At 49.4% G+C, this 14,479-nt stretch carries 11 protein-coding genes; 1 reads left to right on the top strand and 10 read right to left on the bottom strand.

The genetic code is table 11. The features are described 5' to 3' along the window. Window positions 1-101: 101 nt before the first annotated feature. The 4 genes from ASF12_RS19285 to ASF12_RS19300 form a co-directional block, all read right to left on the bottom strand. Window positions 102-2,927 carry a DNA translocase FtsK gene (locus ASF12_RS19285; RefSeq protein WP_056038103.1) on the bottom strand — a complete coding sequence of 942 codons (2,826 nt, stop codon included), beginning with the start codon at window positions 2,925-2,927 and terminating at the stop codon, window positions 102-104. Between the two features lie 87 nt (window positions 2,928-3,014). Then, window positions 3,015-3,233, bottom strand: coding sequence for a YlzJ-like family protein (locus ASF12_RS19290; RefSeq protein ID WP_056038105.1), 219 nt, complete (start codon window positions 3,231-3,233; stop codon window positions 3,015-3,017). Then, window positions 3,233-3,979, bottom strand: a complete 747-nt coding sequence (locus ASF12_RS19295) for a ClpP family protease (protein ID WP_056038109.1) — start codon at window positions 3,977-3,979, stop codon at window positions 3,233-3,235. The genes ASF12_RS19290 and ASF12_RS19295 overlap by 1 nt, the downstream gene beginning before the upstream one ends. 156 nt (window positions 3,980-4,135) lie before the next feature. Then, on the bottom strand, window positions 4,136-5,452 hold the full coding sequence (locus ASF12_RS19300; protein ID WP_056038112.1) for a molybdopterin molybdotransferase MoeA: 1,317 nt from the start codon (window positions 5,450-5,452) through the stop codon (window positions 4,136-4,138). 463 nt (window positions 5,453-5,915) lie between these two features. On the opposite strand from ASF12_RS19300, the gene ASF12_RS19305 reads away from it, so the two are divergent. Next, entirely contained in the window at window positions 5,916-7,157 is a 1,242-nt protein-coding gene (locus ASF12_RS19305; protein ID WP_056038115.1) for a nitrate/nitrite transporter, read from the top strand. An 82-nt stretch (window positions 7,158-7,239) separates the two neighbouring features. Here the strand turns inward: ASF12_RS19305 and ASF12_RS19310 are convergent, their stop codons facing one another. The 6 genes from ASF12_RS19310 to dpsA form a co-directional block, all read right to left on the bottom strand. Continuing rightward, complete coding sequence (locus ASF12_RS19310) at window positions 7,240-8,919, bottom strand: ribonuclease J (protein WP_056038118.1); 1,680 nt, start codon at window positions 8,917-8,919, stop codon at window positions 7,240-7,242. 502 nt (window positions 8,920-9,421) lie between these two features. Beyond that, window positions 9,422-10,312, bottom strand: coding sequence for a 4-hydroxy-tetrahydrodipicolinate synthase (gene dapA / locus ASF12_RS19315; RefSeq protein ID WP_056038120.1), 891 nt, complete (start codon window positions 10,310-10,312; stop codon window positions 9,422-9,424). A gap of 223 nt (window positions 10,313-10,535) precedes the next feature. Continuing rightward, window positions 10,536-11,747 (bottom strand): aspartate kinase, encoded by a 1,212-nt coding sequence (dapG, locus tag ASF12_RS19320; protein WP_056038124.1) that lies wholly within the window; start codon window positions 11,745-11,747, stop codon window positions 10,536-10,538. A gap of 67 nt (window positions 11,748-11,814) precedes the next feature. Then, window positions 11,815-12,849, bottom strand: a complete 1,035-nt coding sequence (locus tag ASF12_RS19325; RefSeq protein ID WP_046230766.1) for an aspartate-semialdehyde dehydrogenase — start codon at window positions 12,847-12,849, stop codon at window positions 11,815-11,817. Between the two features lie 47 nt (window positions 12,850-12,896). After that, complete coding sequence (locus ASF12_RS19330) at window positions 12,897-13,490, bottom strand: dipicolinate synthase subunit B (RefSeq protein ID WP_046230765.1); 594 nt, start codon at window positions 13,488-13,490, stop codon at window positions 12,897-12,899. Further along, on the bottom strand, window positions 13,487-14,386 hold the full coding sequence (gene dpsA, locus ASF12_RS19335) for a dipicolinate synthase subunit DpsA (RefSeq protein ID WP_056038125.1): 900 nt from the start codon (window positions 14,384-14,386) through the stop codon (window positions 13,487-13,489). Before dpsA ends, ASF12_RS19330 begins: the two co-directional genes overlap by 4 nt. Window positions 14,387-14,479: the final 93 nt, after the last annotated feature.

The following is a 14,479-nucleotide window of genomic DNA, read 5'->3' on the forward strand; positions in this document are numbered from 1 at the left end:
TGCCTTTCTCTTACAAGATAGTACGCTAATTAGCAGCGTTGCCTAAGTCTAGTATGAGAAATCAGTGCAGCTTCTATGCAAAATTTTTCGCTGCTGGCATTTTAAGAACTGATTCGTCCCGCTTCGAGCTGATCTATTGTAAGCAGCACCTCACGCGGCTTGCTGCCTTCGTATGGCCCCACGATATGACGGGCTTCCATCTCGTCAATAAGCCTTGCAGCCCTTGTGTAGCCAATACGCATGCGGCGTTGAAGCAAGGATACCGACGCCTGCTTTGCTTCGACGACGATCTGAACGGCCTGATCATACAGCTCGTCCATGACCTCGTCAGAGCTAGCCGTCTCCTCCTCAATTTCCGGTACAAGATCTTCTTTGTACTCCGCTTCTGCCTGTCCTCTGGCATAACCGACAAGCGCCTCTACTTCCTGATCGGAAAGGAATGCGCCCTGTACCCGCGTCGGCTTGGAGGTACCCATCGGCAAGTAAAGCATATCGCCGCGGCCGAGCAGCTTTTCCGCTCCGACCATGTCGAGTATCGTTCGCGAATCGACCTGTGAGGAAACGCCAAAAGCAATCCGCGATGGAATATTCGCTTTAATGACACCGGTAATGACGTCAACAGACGGACGCTGCGTTGCAATAATAAGATGAATGCCTGCCGCACGGGCCATTTGCGCGAGTCTGGCAATGGCATCCTCGACATCATTAGCCGCTACGATCATCAAATCGGCAAGCTCATCGACGATGACGACGATGTAAGGCAGAACCGCTTTCGGATTGTCTGCCATTAAAGTGTTATAGCCTTCAATATTTCGCGTTCCCGATTTGGAAAACAGCTCATAGCGTTTTTCCATCTCGACTACGATTTTCTTAAGCGCAAGCGATGCACGACGCGGATCGGTTACAACAGGAGCCAGCAAATGCGGGATACCGTTGTATACGTTTAGCTCCACCATTTTTGGATCGACCATGAGAAACTTCACTTCATCCGGCGTTGCTTTGTACAAAATACTAGTAATAATTCCGTTTATACAGACTGATTTACCGGAGCCCGTCGCTCCCGCTACAAGCAAATGGGGCATTTTCGCCAAATTGCCCACGATTGGCTTGCCCGCAATATCACGGCCGAAGGCAATCGACAGCTTGGAAGGAGAATCATAAAATTCCTTTGTTTCCATTACTTCGCGCATCGTAACAATCGATATTTCCATATTCGGCACTTCAATGCCGATGGCCGATCTGCCTGGAATAGGCGCTTCCATCCGAATATCCTTAGCTGCAAGCGCAAGTGCAATATCATCAGTCAAGCTGACAATTTTACTAACCTTCACGCCCGATGCCGGCTCAACCTCAAAACGGGTAACGGCTGGACCGATAACGGGATCAAGCACCTTCGCCTTCACGCCAAAGCTTTCAAGTGTGCGCTCCAGCTTAAGCTTCGCCTCCATGGAACTGGAGCCAATGCCGCCTCTAACCATATGGCTAGGCTTGGACAGCAAAGTAAACGGCGGTAAAACGTATGGCTTGACTAGCGGTACGTTTGATGCGGCTAGCGCCGGCTTGCTTTCGGCTGCTTGTTGGTTCGCTTCATGGCTGCCAGCGTTTGAGCCAGGAACAGCAGCAGCTTCCAAATGATCTTCTGCCACTCTCTCGCTATCCATTAAAGGCTCATCATATTCATCGTCACCTTGTTGAACAGCTTGCTCCCCAAATGCACCATTCGCTTGCTCATCTGCGTCATACTCCGAATCTTCTGCTTCATTTCCTTCTATATGTACCAGCTCTTGCTGTTCCTGCGTTTCTTGCGGTCTCCATGGCTCTGACCATTCCTGTTCATCGGTTATGCCGGGGTGAGCGTACGGCTGGGCATCTTTAGCAGCCAAATTCTCCTGCTCACTAGGCCATAAGCTAGCGCTTGTCTCTGGCAGCGGAACTGCAGCAGCTGTTGATGAAGCAACTGTGCTGGGCGCTGTTTGGGCAGCAAATTCATCCTGCTCATTGTCCCAGTCCTGATCCCAATCTTCCGCCCAATGCGGTACTGCCGCGCCCTCTTCGCCACGACCAGACTCACCGTGAAGCGGATCATCCTCCAGCTCCCATTCGTCATGGCTGGCGGCAGCCTTCGACTTATCGGATTGTCGCCAGGAGAAAAACAATGACTTTTTATTTTTGACTGGACGTGGTGCAAAATCCTCTTCATCATCGTCAATCGTATTGTCCGAAGTAAGCACGGTGCTTGCTGACGTTACCACGCTTGCATTTCTAGTTGATTGTGCTGCAGCCCGCTCGGCGGAATAATCCGACCATTTGGCTGCGAGCAGCTTGAGCATACGGACAAAGCGGGTACGCAGCGTCTTGAACAACTCCACATACGACTTCCCCGTTATGAGCATAATGGAAATTGCGATCATGACAAGCATGAGCAACTGAGCTCCAATTTTCCCAAATAAGGTGAAAAGTACGGAATATTGCAGCGCTCCAACATAACCACCGCTAATAGCCTTGTCCTTAAGCGGGCGCAAATCCTGCGGATTGGAAGTAAGCAGCTCTCCCCTTAAGTCGCTGTCCAACTGATTCAAAATCACTTTGCCAGACAGCAGTGTCGTATCCCCAAGCTTGCGGTCGATTTCCGCAATGGAGCTCCACAGCGTAAAGGCAAGCACCAGCACAAGCATGCCTGTTTTCCGATTGGACCAGCCTTTCGGCCACATCCGTTTGACCATCACGACCAGCCCCACATATATGCCAATCAGTGCAATCACAAAGTAAAATTTACCCAGAAAGAGGCCGAACAGTTTGGACAATGAACGTCCTACCGTCGCCTCTCCCGATAAAGCAATAATCGATACCGTAATGAGTAAAATACCGTAAACCTCATATTTCAAATTTGCTGCGAGCGATTTCTTGCCCCTTCTTTTCTTAGCCAACGTTCGTCACCCCCGGTAAAACATTATACCATAGGTGGACAAATGTTCCTATTCGTTCGATAGTCCCTTAAACGGCAAAATCCTTTATCAATATTTGACAACAGCTCCTGGCGAAAGCTGCGGATTTAAATAATCATCCAGCCCGCAATGAATGAGTCGAATGACTTTGCCCATCCCTGGCGCAATTGGCTCTACCTGCATATATACGCCATCCACCCAAACTTCGCGGCCCTGATTAATTTTCTCCTCCGCTTGCCGGCCCGCCAGCACTTCTTCCAGCGGAACAATCGTATATAGAACAGACATTAGTTAAACACCCCCGGCATTCCCGTCTGCCTGCGTTCCTCTACTAGCCGCTTAAGCTCCCGAAGCGCATCGCCAAGACCGCCTACCGCATCAATCAAGCCATGGCGAACCGCGTCTCCGCCAATGACTGTTGTTCCGATATCGCGTGTCAGCTCTCCTGTTTTAAACATCAATTCCTTGAAAGTCGCTTCCGACACTTTGGAGTGCATCGTAACGAAGCGAACGACGCGCTCCTGCATTTTATCCAAATACTCGAACGTTTGGGGAACGCCAATCACGGTGCCATTCAAGCGAATCGGATGTATGGTCATCGTTGCTGTCGCAGCAATGAAGGATAGGTTGCCCGCTACTGCTATCGGAACGCCGATCGAATGTCCGCCACCAAGTACGAGCGTAACTGTCGGCTTTGACAAAGAAGAAATCATTTCAGCAATAGCGAGCCCCGCTTCCACATCACCGCCAACTGTGTTGAGAACGATCAGCACACCTTCGATTTTTTGATTTTGCTCGGCTGCGACCAGCTGTGGAATCAAATGCTCATATTTTGTCGTTTTATTTTGCGGCGGCAGCACCATATGCCCTTCAATCTGTCCAATAATCGTCATGCAAAAAATATTGGATTCGACCTGCGGAATGTTTACCTGGCCCAACTGCTGCAAAGCGTCAAGCGCCCCAGCCGCCTTTTTCTTCTCTTCGTCATACGGCTCAGGTTGTTCTCCTGTTAAACTCATTGAATACGGCCACATCGGCGAATTCCCCCTCTTGAACAAGGCTAATACCGTTTTGGCTGAACCTACGGCTCGTCATAGTATGGGAATGTCGCGTTTATTTATGCCCCTGCTCATGCAAAACGTCACTTTACGGCCGAATTATTGTAAAATCGCCAACATGGCAAACGCTCGTTAAGTCAAACTAAGAAATGCGGCCTGCCTTCCTGCCTGAAGGCCTTCACTAGGAATCGCTGCCAATGCATTTGCCCCGGCAAAAGCAGCAATATTTCCCGATTTATCGTTCGGCAGCGGCCTAACCCGCCATTCCCCCTCCTCCATCCACACAAATGCGCGAATATAACGGGGATACGGCGAAGGCTTATCCACATCGTCCATTAATATGGCTTGCTTCCACCCCGCCTCACTTCCATCAAGCCCCATCCCATGTTTTACGATTGGTTTCACCAACAGCACAAGCCCTGTGTAACATGCTCCAGGATTGCCAGACAAGCTGATCAGCAGCTTGCCTTGATTTATAAATGCTGATGAATGCGGCCCAGGACGCATCATCACTTTCGTGAACAAAGGCTCAAAACCAAGGCAGTCTGCCGCATGAGCAACGCAATCGTAATCACCTACCGAAATGCCTCCAGTTGTAATAACCAAATCCGCCTGCTCCGCAGCTAGCTTAATCGCCTTAGCAATTAATTCGGCATCATCCTTAATGGGCAAGGAACGAATAACCGATGCTCCCTGCTCCTGTAGAAAGGCTTCCACGGCGAAGCCATTGGCATCATAGATCCGATTAGGCTGCAAGGGCTGGCCTGGAAGCAGCAGCTCATCTCCAATAGGAAGGATTGCAACTATCGGCCGAGCGACGACTACAGAAGCGTGTTCCTGTCCAAAAGAGGCGAGAATGGCGATTTCCTTCGAACCAAGTATGGTGCCTTTTTTAATGACGAGGCTGTTTTCAGCTATATCTTCGCCTGCTTCGGCAATATTTTTTCCCAGCTGCACGGGCTGATTGATTTGAATTTGCGACATGCCCAGCGCTAAGGCATCCGATTGCTGTCCATGCAGGCTCGGTTGCGACTGAATCTCCTCCTGCCTAATTACAGCATCAAAACCACCGGGTACAGGGGCTCCAGTAAAGATACGTACTGCCGTCAGCTGTTCATTAATGAGAGGACGGCTGCCAAAGCTCGTATGCCAAGCTATTTCTCCCGCCCCCGCCTGCACCTCGCCAGTTACAATAAGCCGAATCGGGTTGCCAGGTGAAGCCGTCTGCGTAAAAGCAGCATGGAGCGCATATCCATCCATCGCTGCTCGACGAAAAGGCGGCATTGGAAAAGGGGAGTAAAAATCCTCGGCAAGCACTCGCTGAGCAGCTTTCTGTAAAAGCACTTGCTCCACCTTTCCCGGCAGCGTATGTTCGAGTAAACAGCGAACCGCTTCGTCAACGCTAAAACCTTTTTTTATATCAACACGATCTACACGGGCAACTGCCATGCTCGACTCCTCCTTCTTATAGCTGAAAATAAGCATAAAAGCCCGTTCCCTGTCTGCAGGGAGCGGGCTTCATTGCCGGTGGGCGGCGGCACACCATTGTGCGGCCTTTTATGTGGATTATGATGAGCATAAAAGAATTCGACATTCATGTCAATATATATGACGCAAATTAAGCGTATAGAGAAAAATTAAGTTTTGTGTAATATTTGTTGACATGAATTAGTCGATATTCTATAATTCAGCTTGAGTTCACAATGAGGTGAGCAACTATCGTCCGCACAGAGTCGTGCTGGCGTTCGGCAATGAGGCCGCAATCCGTCCGAGCTTTAGCTTGGGGCAGACTGCGGCCTTTTCTTCATATGACAGCTGGAATTGCGGTGCGCCATGCACCCCGGGAATGCGAAAACCGCCATCAACCATGCTGACTGAGCACGTGAAAATCAATCATAGAGGAGATAGAGACATGTTAGATAAAAAAGCGTTTTGGAAAAGTGGACATAAACCATCCTTGTTCAGTTCTTTCTTGTATTTCGATATCAGCTTTATGATTTGGATTTTGATGGGGCCGCTCATTGTCGTCATCGCCAGCGATTATCCGATGGATGCTGCACAAAAAGCGAAGCTTGTAGCGCTCCCGATTTTGGGCGGCTCGGTGCTCCGGCTCGTGCTTGGTTTCATGACAGACCATATCGGTCCAAAAAGAACAGGCCAAATCGGCATGCTCGTCACTATGATTCCGCTTATTTGGGGCTGGAAATTCGTTGACTCGTTAACTGAGCTCCACTTTGTCGCTTTATTGCTCGGTGTAGCTGGAGCATCTTTTGCAGCAGCGCTTCCGCTCGCCAGCAGATGGTATCCGCCACAATATCAAGGACTTGCGATGGGTATTGCTGGAGCCGGAAACAGCGGTACGGTTTTGACAACGCTTTTTGCGAACAGGCTGGCACAGCATTTTGGCGGCTGGGAAGCCGTATTTGGACTTGCCCTCATCCCTATTGCAGTCGTATTTGTAATATTCACGATTTTTGCAAAAGAAAGTCCGAATCAGCCTGCTCCTAAAAAACTTTCCGAATATGCGCAGGTTCTTAAGCAAAAGGACGCTTGGCTATTCTGTCTTTTATACAGTGTAACGTTTGGCGGCTTCGTTGGCATGTCGAACTATTTGACGATTTTCTTCAATACGCAGTATGGACTTTCCGCCATACAGGCGGCAGATTTTACAACGATTTGTGTCATTGCCGGAAGCTTCTTTCGACCAGTAGGCGGCTGGCTCTCTGATAAGCTGGGGGGTATTCGCGTCCTGATGTCGCTGTATGTTGGAGCTGGTGTTATGCTAGCTTCCATCTCCCTGCTGCCTCCACTCTATGTAGTAAGTACCTTGTTGTTCCTTGGCATGATGTGTCTCGGCGCAGGCAATGGCGCTGTATTCCAGCTCGTACCGCAGCGCTTTGGTAAAGAGATTGGCATAATGACCGGCATCGTTGGCGCAGCAGGCGGTGTTGGCGGTTATTTCCTCCCCCTTATTCTCGGCAGCCTTTATCAATCGACGGGCTCCTACACGCCAGGCTTCCTCATTCTCAGCAGTATCGCCCTGCTCAGCATGCTCATGCTCGCGTTCATTCAAAAGGAATGGAAGCGTACCTGGATTGGCAGCGGCGGCAAGGCTAAAATCGACAGCAGCGCTACTATAGCAGCAAAATCCTAATCTGCTGCTCTGTTTCAACGATAAAAAGGAGTGGCGAACGTTCCGGCTATCCGGGCGTCCGTCACTCCTTTTTATTTTTAAACTACACTTCCATAATAATCGGCAAAATCATTGGCCGACGACGCGTTTTCTCATAGAGGAAACGTCCCAGTGCATCCTTGACATTCGTTTTTAGCGAAGCCCATTCGTTCACTTTATCGTTCATCAGCTTCAGCAGCGTAGCAGACACAATTTTGTTCGCTTCATCGAGCAGACCTTCCGATTCACGTACATAAACGAATCCGCGCGAAATAATATCAGGTCCAGACACAATGGTGCCCTCCTGCTTCCGCAGCGTCACTACAACGACGAGAATGCCATCCTGAGACAACAGCTTGCGATCCCGCAGCACAATATTGCCGACATCGCCAACGCCAAGACCATCAATCAGCACATTGCCTGCTGGAACCTTCGAGCCTCTGCGCGCCTTGCCCCCCTGCACCTCTACTGTGTCGCCATTTTCCATAACGAAAATATTGGATTTCTCAATGCCAACCGCCTCGGCCAGCAAAGCATGCTGCCGCAGCATCCGATATTCACCATGAATGGGAATAAAATATTTGGGCTTAATCAGATTAAGCATCAGCTTCAGCTCTTCCTGGCTGCCGTGACCAGAAACGTGGACTCCAGATACCGAGCCTGGACCATAGATGACGTTCGCTCCAAGACGGAACAACTCGTCCACTGTCCGCCCTACATACCGCTCATTACCTGGAATGGGCGTCGCTGCAATAATGACCGTATCTCCCGGCAAAATATCGACTTTACGATGCGTCGAGCGCGCCATGCGTGTCAAAGCTGACATGGGCTCTCCTTGACTGCCGGTACATAAAATAACGACGCGATCCGCGGCCAGCTTATTCACGGCTTCCGGTTCAACAATCATGCCGTCTGGAATGTTCAAATAACCTAACTCTCCAGCGATTCCGACCACATTGACCATGCTGCGTCCTACTACAGCAATATAACGATCCGTAGCAATAGCTGCGTTGATGACCTGCTGGATACGGTGAACGTTGGAAGCAAACGTTGCAACTACGACACGCTGCGGCGATTTGCGGAATATATCTTTGAGCTCTTCCCCTACATTTTTCTCTGAAGGCGTATAGCCTGGACGCTCCGCATTCGTGCTGTCAGACAGCAGAGCAAGCACGCCCTTTTGCCCGATTTCCGCCATCCGCTTAATGTCAGCATATTGCTCATTGACTGGTGTATGGTCAAACTTGAAGTCGCCTGTGTGCACGACGACACCTTCTGGCGTCTCCAAGCACACGCCTACGGAGTCAGGAATGCTGTGGTTCGTTTTAAAAAAGGATACATGGATGCTGCCCAGCTCTATCTCCGAATCCGCATTAATCAGTATTCGCTTCGTTTCGCCCAGCAGCCCTGCTTCCTTCAGCTTGCCTTCAATCAGTCCCAGCGTAAGCTTCGTGGCATATACCGGAACGTTAAGACTGCGAAGCATATAGGAAAGCCCGCCGATATGATCCTCATGTCCATGCGTTATGACAATACCGCGCACCTTCTCGCGATTTTCCTTCAAATACGAAATGTCCGGAATAACTATATCTATGCCGAGCATATCCTCTTCCGGAAACTTAAGCCCCGCATCTACAATTACAATATCATTGTCATATTGAATGACGTACATGTTTTTACCAATTTCACCAATACCGCCTAATGCAAAAATCAACAGTTTATCCTGCACATTTTTTTTGGACAATGACTATCCCTCCTTTTTCCAACCTGATGAGGTCATGTTTTTTTCCTGTTAAACAAGAAGGAAGCTGCTCCATTCTTAGCTTAATTTGCAAATCATTTCCGCACCCGATCACTTGAACTTATTATACATGATGAAAAAGATCGAATACAAGGCTGAGGGGCTGGGTGCGGGAAAAGAATGGGGTGAGGTTGGGGCGCTGCGGGAAAGGTTTGGGGGTCGATCGCCATTCCCCTGTGATTTCTCCAATCTGTAAAAGCTTTAGCGGTAGAAATCACAAGGAAAAAGCGAACGCTCGCGCTTCTCACTCCCAAACCTTTCCCTCCGCTTCTTCCTCTTCACCCATTGCTTTTAAAACCGCTTATTGCCCGCATCACCGGCTGTATATGAAAAATAGGGAGTACAAATGTAATAGGAATAACATGAAAGTTCATGTTGGAAAAATAAAGTGAATAAAAAAAGCTGGTGCCTAGGCACCAGCTTAATGATTTATGAAGAGCTTGAATTAAAATGCGGTTGATGAATCGACGAGGTTTTGCAAAAATTCAGCTTCCGATTCGGTAACGCCTACCAATGGAAGTCTAACTCCGCCAACCGGGAAGCCGCTCAGTCCCATTACATGCTTCAGAGCAACCGGGTTCGGTACCGGATTCGGACATTCGAACAAGCCCTTGAATACCGGGAAGCATTCAGCGTTTAGCTTGGCCGCCAAAGCAACGTCTCCACTCACATAAGCATCGATAAGCTGCTTCATTTTTTTGCCGATAACATGGCTAGCTACACTGATAATGCCATAACCGCCTACTGCTAAAGTCGGGAGCGTTGCGGCATCGTCGCCACTGTAAACCTTAAAGCCCTCTGGAGCGCCTGCTACAAGCTGAATAATCTGTTCCGATGACGCACAATCTTTTGTAGCTACAATGTTGCTAATCGCCGCTAGGCGCAGCGTCGTTTCAACCGAAATATTCACGACTGTACGGCCCGGAACGTTGTACAATACAACCGGAAGCTTCGTCGAATCTGCAATCGCTTTAAAATGCTGATAAAGGCCTTCCTGGCTCGGCTTGTTGTAATAAGGAGCAACAAGCAGCACGCCGTCAACTCCACATGCCTCTGACACCTTTGTCAAATGGATGGAATGTGCCGTATCATTGCTGCCTGTGCCTGCGATAATTTTAGCCCGTCCAGCAGCGCGCTCTACCGAAAAACGAAATAGCGCTTCTTTCTCCGCATCCGTAAGTGTAGGAGATTCCCCCGTCGTACCGGATACAACAAGACTCTCGCTAAGCTGCTCTTCAATTAAGTAATCGATTAATCGCCCAGTCGCATCCCAATCAATTTCGCCAGCGGCATCGAATGGGGTGACCATCGCCGTAACTAACCTTCCATATTCCATTTTGACTCCTCCTTAAAGTTTTGCGGAGCAAAACTTACTTCGTAAGCATAATCTTAAAGTTTTGCGGAGCAAAACTTACTTCGTAAGCATAATCTTAAAGTTTTGCGGAGCAAAACTTACTTCGTAAGCTATCTACATTCAAGTTTCGCAAAGCAAAAGCTTCTTCGCAAGCTCAGGCCCAAAGCTTTGCTTCGCAAAACAGGTCTATTGCCTGTGTTTCCTGCTACAAATGAAGCTCGAACTTGGCATGAAGCGCACGCAGCGCAGATGCCATATCCGCATCTTTAACCAGTACCCAAATGGTCGTATTGGAGTCCGCCGCCTGCATTATAGCAATTCCCTGCAGTGTAAGGGCTTCTACAATACGGGCCATAATGCCTGGAACACCGTTCATGCCGCCGCCAATGACAGATACCTTTGCACAGCCGCTAATCGCGGTCGGTGCATAACCGCAGTCCGTCAGTACGGCTACAGCCTTAGCTGCATCGTAGTCAAATACGGTGTAGACGACTCCGCTTGGCGTCACATTTATAAAATCTACGCTAATATGATGACGGGCCATCGTTTGAAAAACTTGCAGCTGGACGTCCGCCTTGCCTTCTACCGTCTGCACCGAAATTTGAGTAATGCCCGCTACATGCGCAATGCCTGTTACATGACGGTCACTTACCATTCCGGTAGCATGGAGCGGGCTATCCGTTACTAACGTTCCTTCATCGAGCGAAAAGGTCGAGCGCACACGAATCGGTATTCTGGCTTGCTGGGCAATTTCAACAGCACGCGGGTGAATGACCTTAGCCCCTTGACGAGCCATATTGCAAATTTCTGCATAGCTGACGACAAGAAGCGGTTTTGCATCATTCACAATTCGCGGATCAGCTGTCAAAATTCCGTTAACATCGGTATAAATATCTACTCGCTCTGCACGCAGCGAAGCGCCAAGTGCAGTCGCCGACGTATCGCTCCCGCCGCGGCCGAGCGTAGTCAGCTCCCCACTTTCGGTACCGCCTTGAAAACCGGTAACGATAACGACTTTATTTTCACCAAGATTCGTTAGAAGCTGTTCCGGACGCAAGTCGGCAATTCTCGCTTGGCCGAAATGCCCGTCCGTTATAATGCCTGCCTGATAGCCGCTTAAAATAGTAGTGGGAATGCCCTTTGAACAAAGCAAGCTGCATAAGACCGCGGCAGAAATCATCTCACCACAGCCCAGCAGCATATCCCGCTCACGCAGCGGAAGCGAGTCACCATTGCTTCGTACTAAATCAAGCAGCGTATCCGTAGCATAAGGGTCGCCTAGGCGACCCATAGCCGAAACGACAACGACGAGCTGAAAACCATTTTCGCGTTCACGCTTAATATGCTCCAAACAATGATTTCTGGCAAAATCGGATGATACCGAGGTTCCTCCAAACTTCATAACGAGAGTTCGCATAAGCCTCTTCCCCCATCACCGAAAGGCAAGATGCCGCCAGCTATCAAGTCCTTACACCGTTTATTCGTTAAGCCTGTGCGATGTGCTCGGCGATTTGAACCGCATTCCATGCGGCCCCTTTAAGCAGGTTATCCGATACGATCCATAGGTTAAGCCCATTTTCATGGCCAAGATCGCGTCTCAAACGTCCGACAAATACTTCCGGCTTGCCGGCTGCTTCCGTTGCGAGCGGGTAAAGCTGATTCGCCGGATCATCAACCAGCACGACACCCGGGGCGTCAGACAACAGCTGCTTGACATCTTCCAAATCGTAGTTATTTTTCAGCTCAACAAAAACCGATTCCGAATGGCCGTAAACGACTGGAATACGTACGCAAGTAGCAGTAACCTCAATGGTCTGGTCATCCAAAATTTTCTTCGTTTCATTGACCATCTTCATCTCTTCAAGCGTGTAGCCGTTTTCTTGGAACTTGTCGATTTGCGGAATCGCATTAAAGGCGATTTGATGCTTCACAGGCAGCGAGCCTACTGGCAAAATAGCCGGATTGACCGCTTCGCCGTCAAGGGATGCACGCGTCTGGCGCAGCATTTCCTCAATGGCTTTCGCACCTGCTCCAGATACTGCTTGATAAGTCGATACGATAATGCGGTTAATGCCGTATTTGTCTTGAAGCGGCTTAAGCGCAGCTACCATCTGAATTGTCGAACAGTTCGGATTCGCAATAATACCTTTATGCTCGCTTACCTTGTCAATATTCACTTCAGGCACAACAAGCGGCGTATTTGGGTCCATACGGTAAGCGTTCGTATTGTCAATACATACCGTTCCATATTCAACTGCATGCGGCGCGAGCGCCTTCGTAACGTCTCCACCAGCGCTGAATAATGCTATATCAATGCCCTTAAAGCTTTCCGGCTTCGCTTCCTCCACCGTCACTTCCTGGCCTTTGAATGTGATTTTCGTACCAGCAGACCTCGCTGAAGACAGAAGCTTCAGTTCCTTAATAGGGAAGTTTCTCTTATCGAGCAAGTTTAGTATTTGTTCCCCTACTGCGCCTGTTGCGCCAACTACTGCAACGTTAAACAATTTTTGATTTGACATTTGCCGTAATGCTCCCCTCGGTCTTATAAAAACTCAGAATAAAAAACTTAATAATTAAAACGCTCAATAATGAGCGGTTGTAACTGTTTGCCTTGCAGCGCCGCCTCGCATGTTTCCAGTGCCAAATCCATTCTCGCTACGAGCGAATTGGGCTTCTGTACCGGATTATCTTGGCCGAACGGCACAAAATAAATATTTTTCGTTACGATCAGCTTCGCAATATTCGCCAAATTAAGGCCAAGGCCATCATTCGTAGAAATTGCAATGACGATTGGCCTTCCATTTCGCATTTGCGATTTGGATGCCATGAGCACCGCACTGTCAGTCTGCGCATTAGCCAGCCTGCTTGTTGTATTGCCCGTGCATGGAGCAATGAGCAGCACATCAATAAGCTTGGATGGGCCAAGCGGCTCCGCTTGCACGATCGTCGAAATAATTTCATTGCCAGTTATCGCTTTGAGCTGTGTCTGCCACTGCTCCGACGTTCCGAATCTCGTATCCGTCGTCATAATCGTCTGCGATACTATAGGTACTACGTTCGCGCCTGCGTCTACAAACCGCTGGATTTGCGGCATAACCTCGGCAAACGTGCAGTGAGACCCTGACAATGCATACCCTACCGTAAGTCCGGACCAATTCATTCCCCATTCCCCCGATTTATCAAGTCGTCCATAATCAATTGTGTTAAACAATCGGCTATGATTCGTCCAGCAGTTCTGGGTGCGACGATACCGGGGAGTCCGGGCGCGAGCATCGCCTTAATAGCTCGTTTCTCAGCAAAGCGGAAATCAGTTCCGCCAGGCTTCGAAGCCAGATCAATAATGACGCTTCGCGAAGGAAGATTTGCTATAATTTGCGCTGTGACTATCATAGTCGGAATTGTGTTAAAAAGCAAGTCAATATTGCCCGTATATTGCCGCAAATTGCTGGTGTAGAAAGGCTCGAAGCCCATTTCGAGCGCTCTTGCAAAATGCTCTCCCTTGCGTACTCCGACAAGCACATTCGCCCCTAAGCCCTTTAACGTCCGCGCCAATGTGAACCCCGTTCTTCCGAACCCGAGCACCATGCAGGTGGAGCCATGAATCGTAATATCGGTATGTTGAATCGCCATCATTACCGCACCTTCAGCTGTCGGAATGGAGTTGTAAATTGCGACATCGTCGCGCTCAAATAACTCTACCAATTCCAGCTGATGCTGCTTGCAAAGGTCGCTTAAATATGGTTTTGCCATACCAGCGTATACTTTGCAGTGCTTAGGCAAGCGTGCCATATGGCGCTCTTCCAGCCTGATCTTGCTATCGCTGAATACAGCGCTGATGACGCCCTGGTCATCGGTTCCGACGGCAGGCAGCACTAGTGCGTCAACCCCGTCAAACAGCCGTTCATTATATTCAGCCTGAACCGCTCCCTCTGGCGTCGACTGCAGACCGTCAAAGCCCGTTATGACTACGGTCGCATCCAGCTCCGCCAGTTTGCGGATCACCTCAAGCTGCCTGGCGTCGCCGCCGATAAGCAGCACTTGAACGCCTGTTAGCATCGGCTTCACTCCTCTCTTGCGCATGTAGATATAGACTATCTTATGCCTGGGCCTAGAATGGGTGAAAAAAAAGACCGGAGCATCTGCTCCGGT

Source organism: Paenibacillus sp. Leaf72, assembly GCF_001422685.1.
In the GTDB taxonomy this organism is placed as follows: Bacteria; Bacillota; Bacilli; order Paenibacillales; family Paenibacillaceae; genus Pristimantibacillus.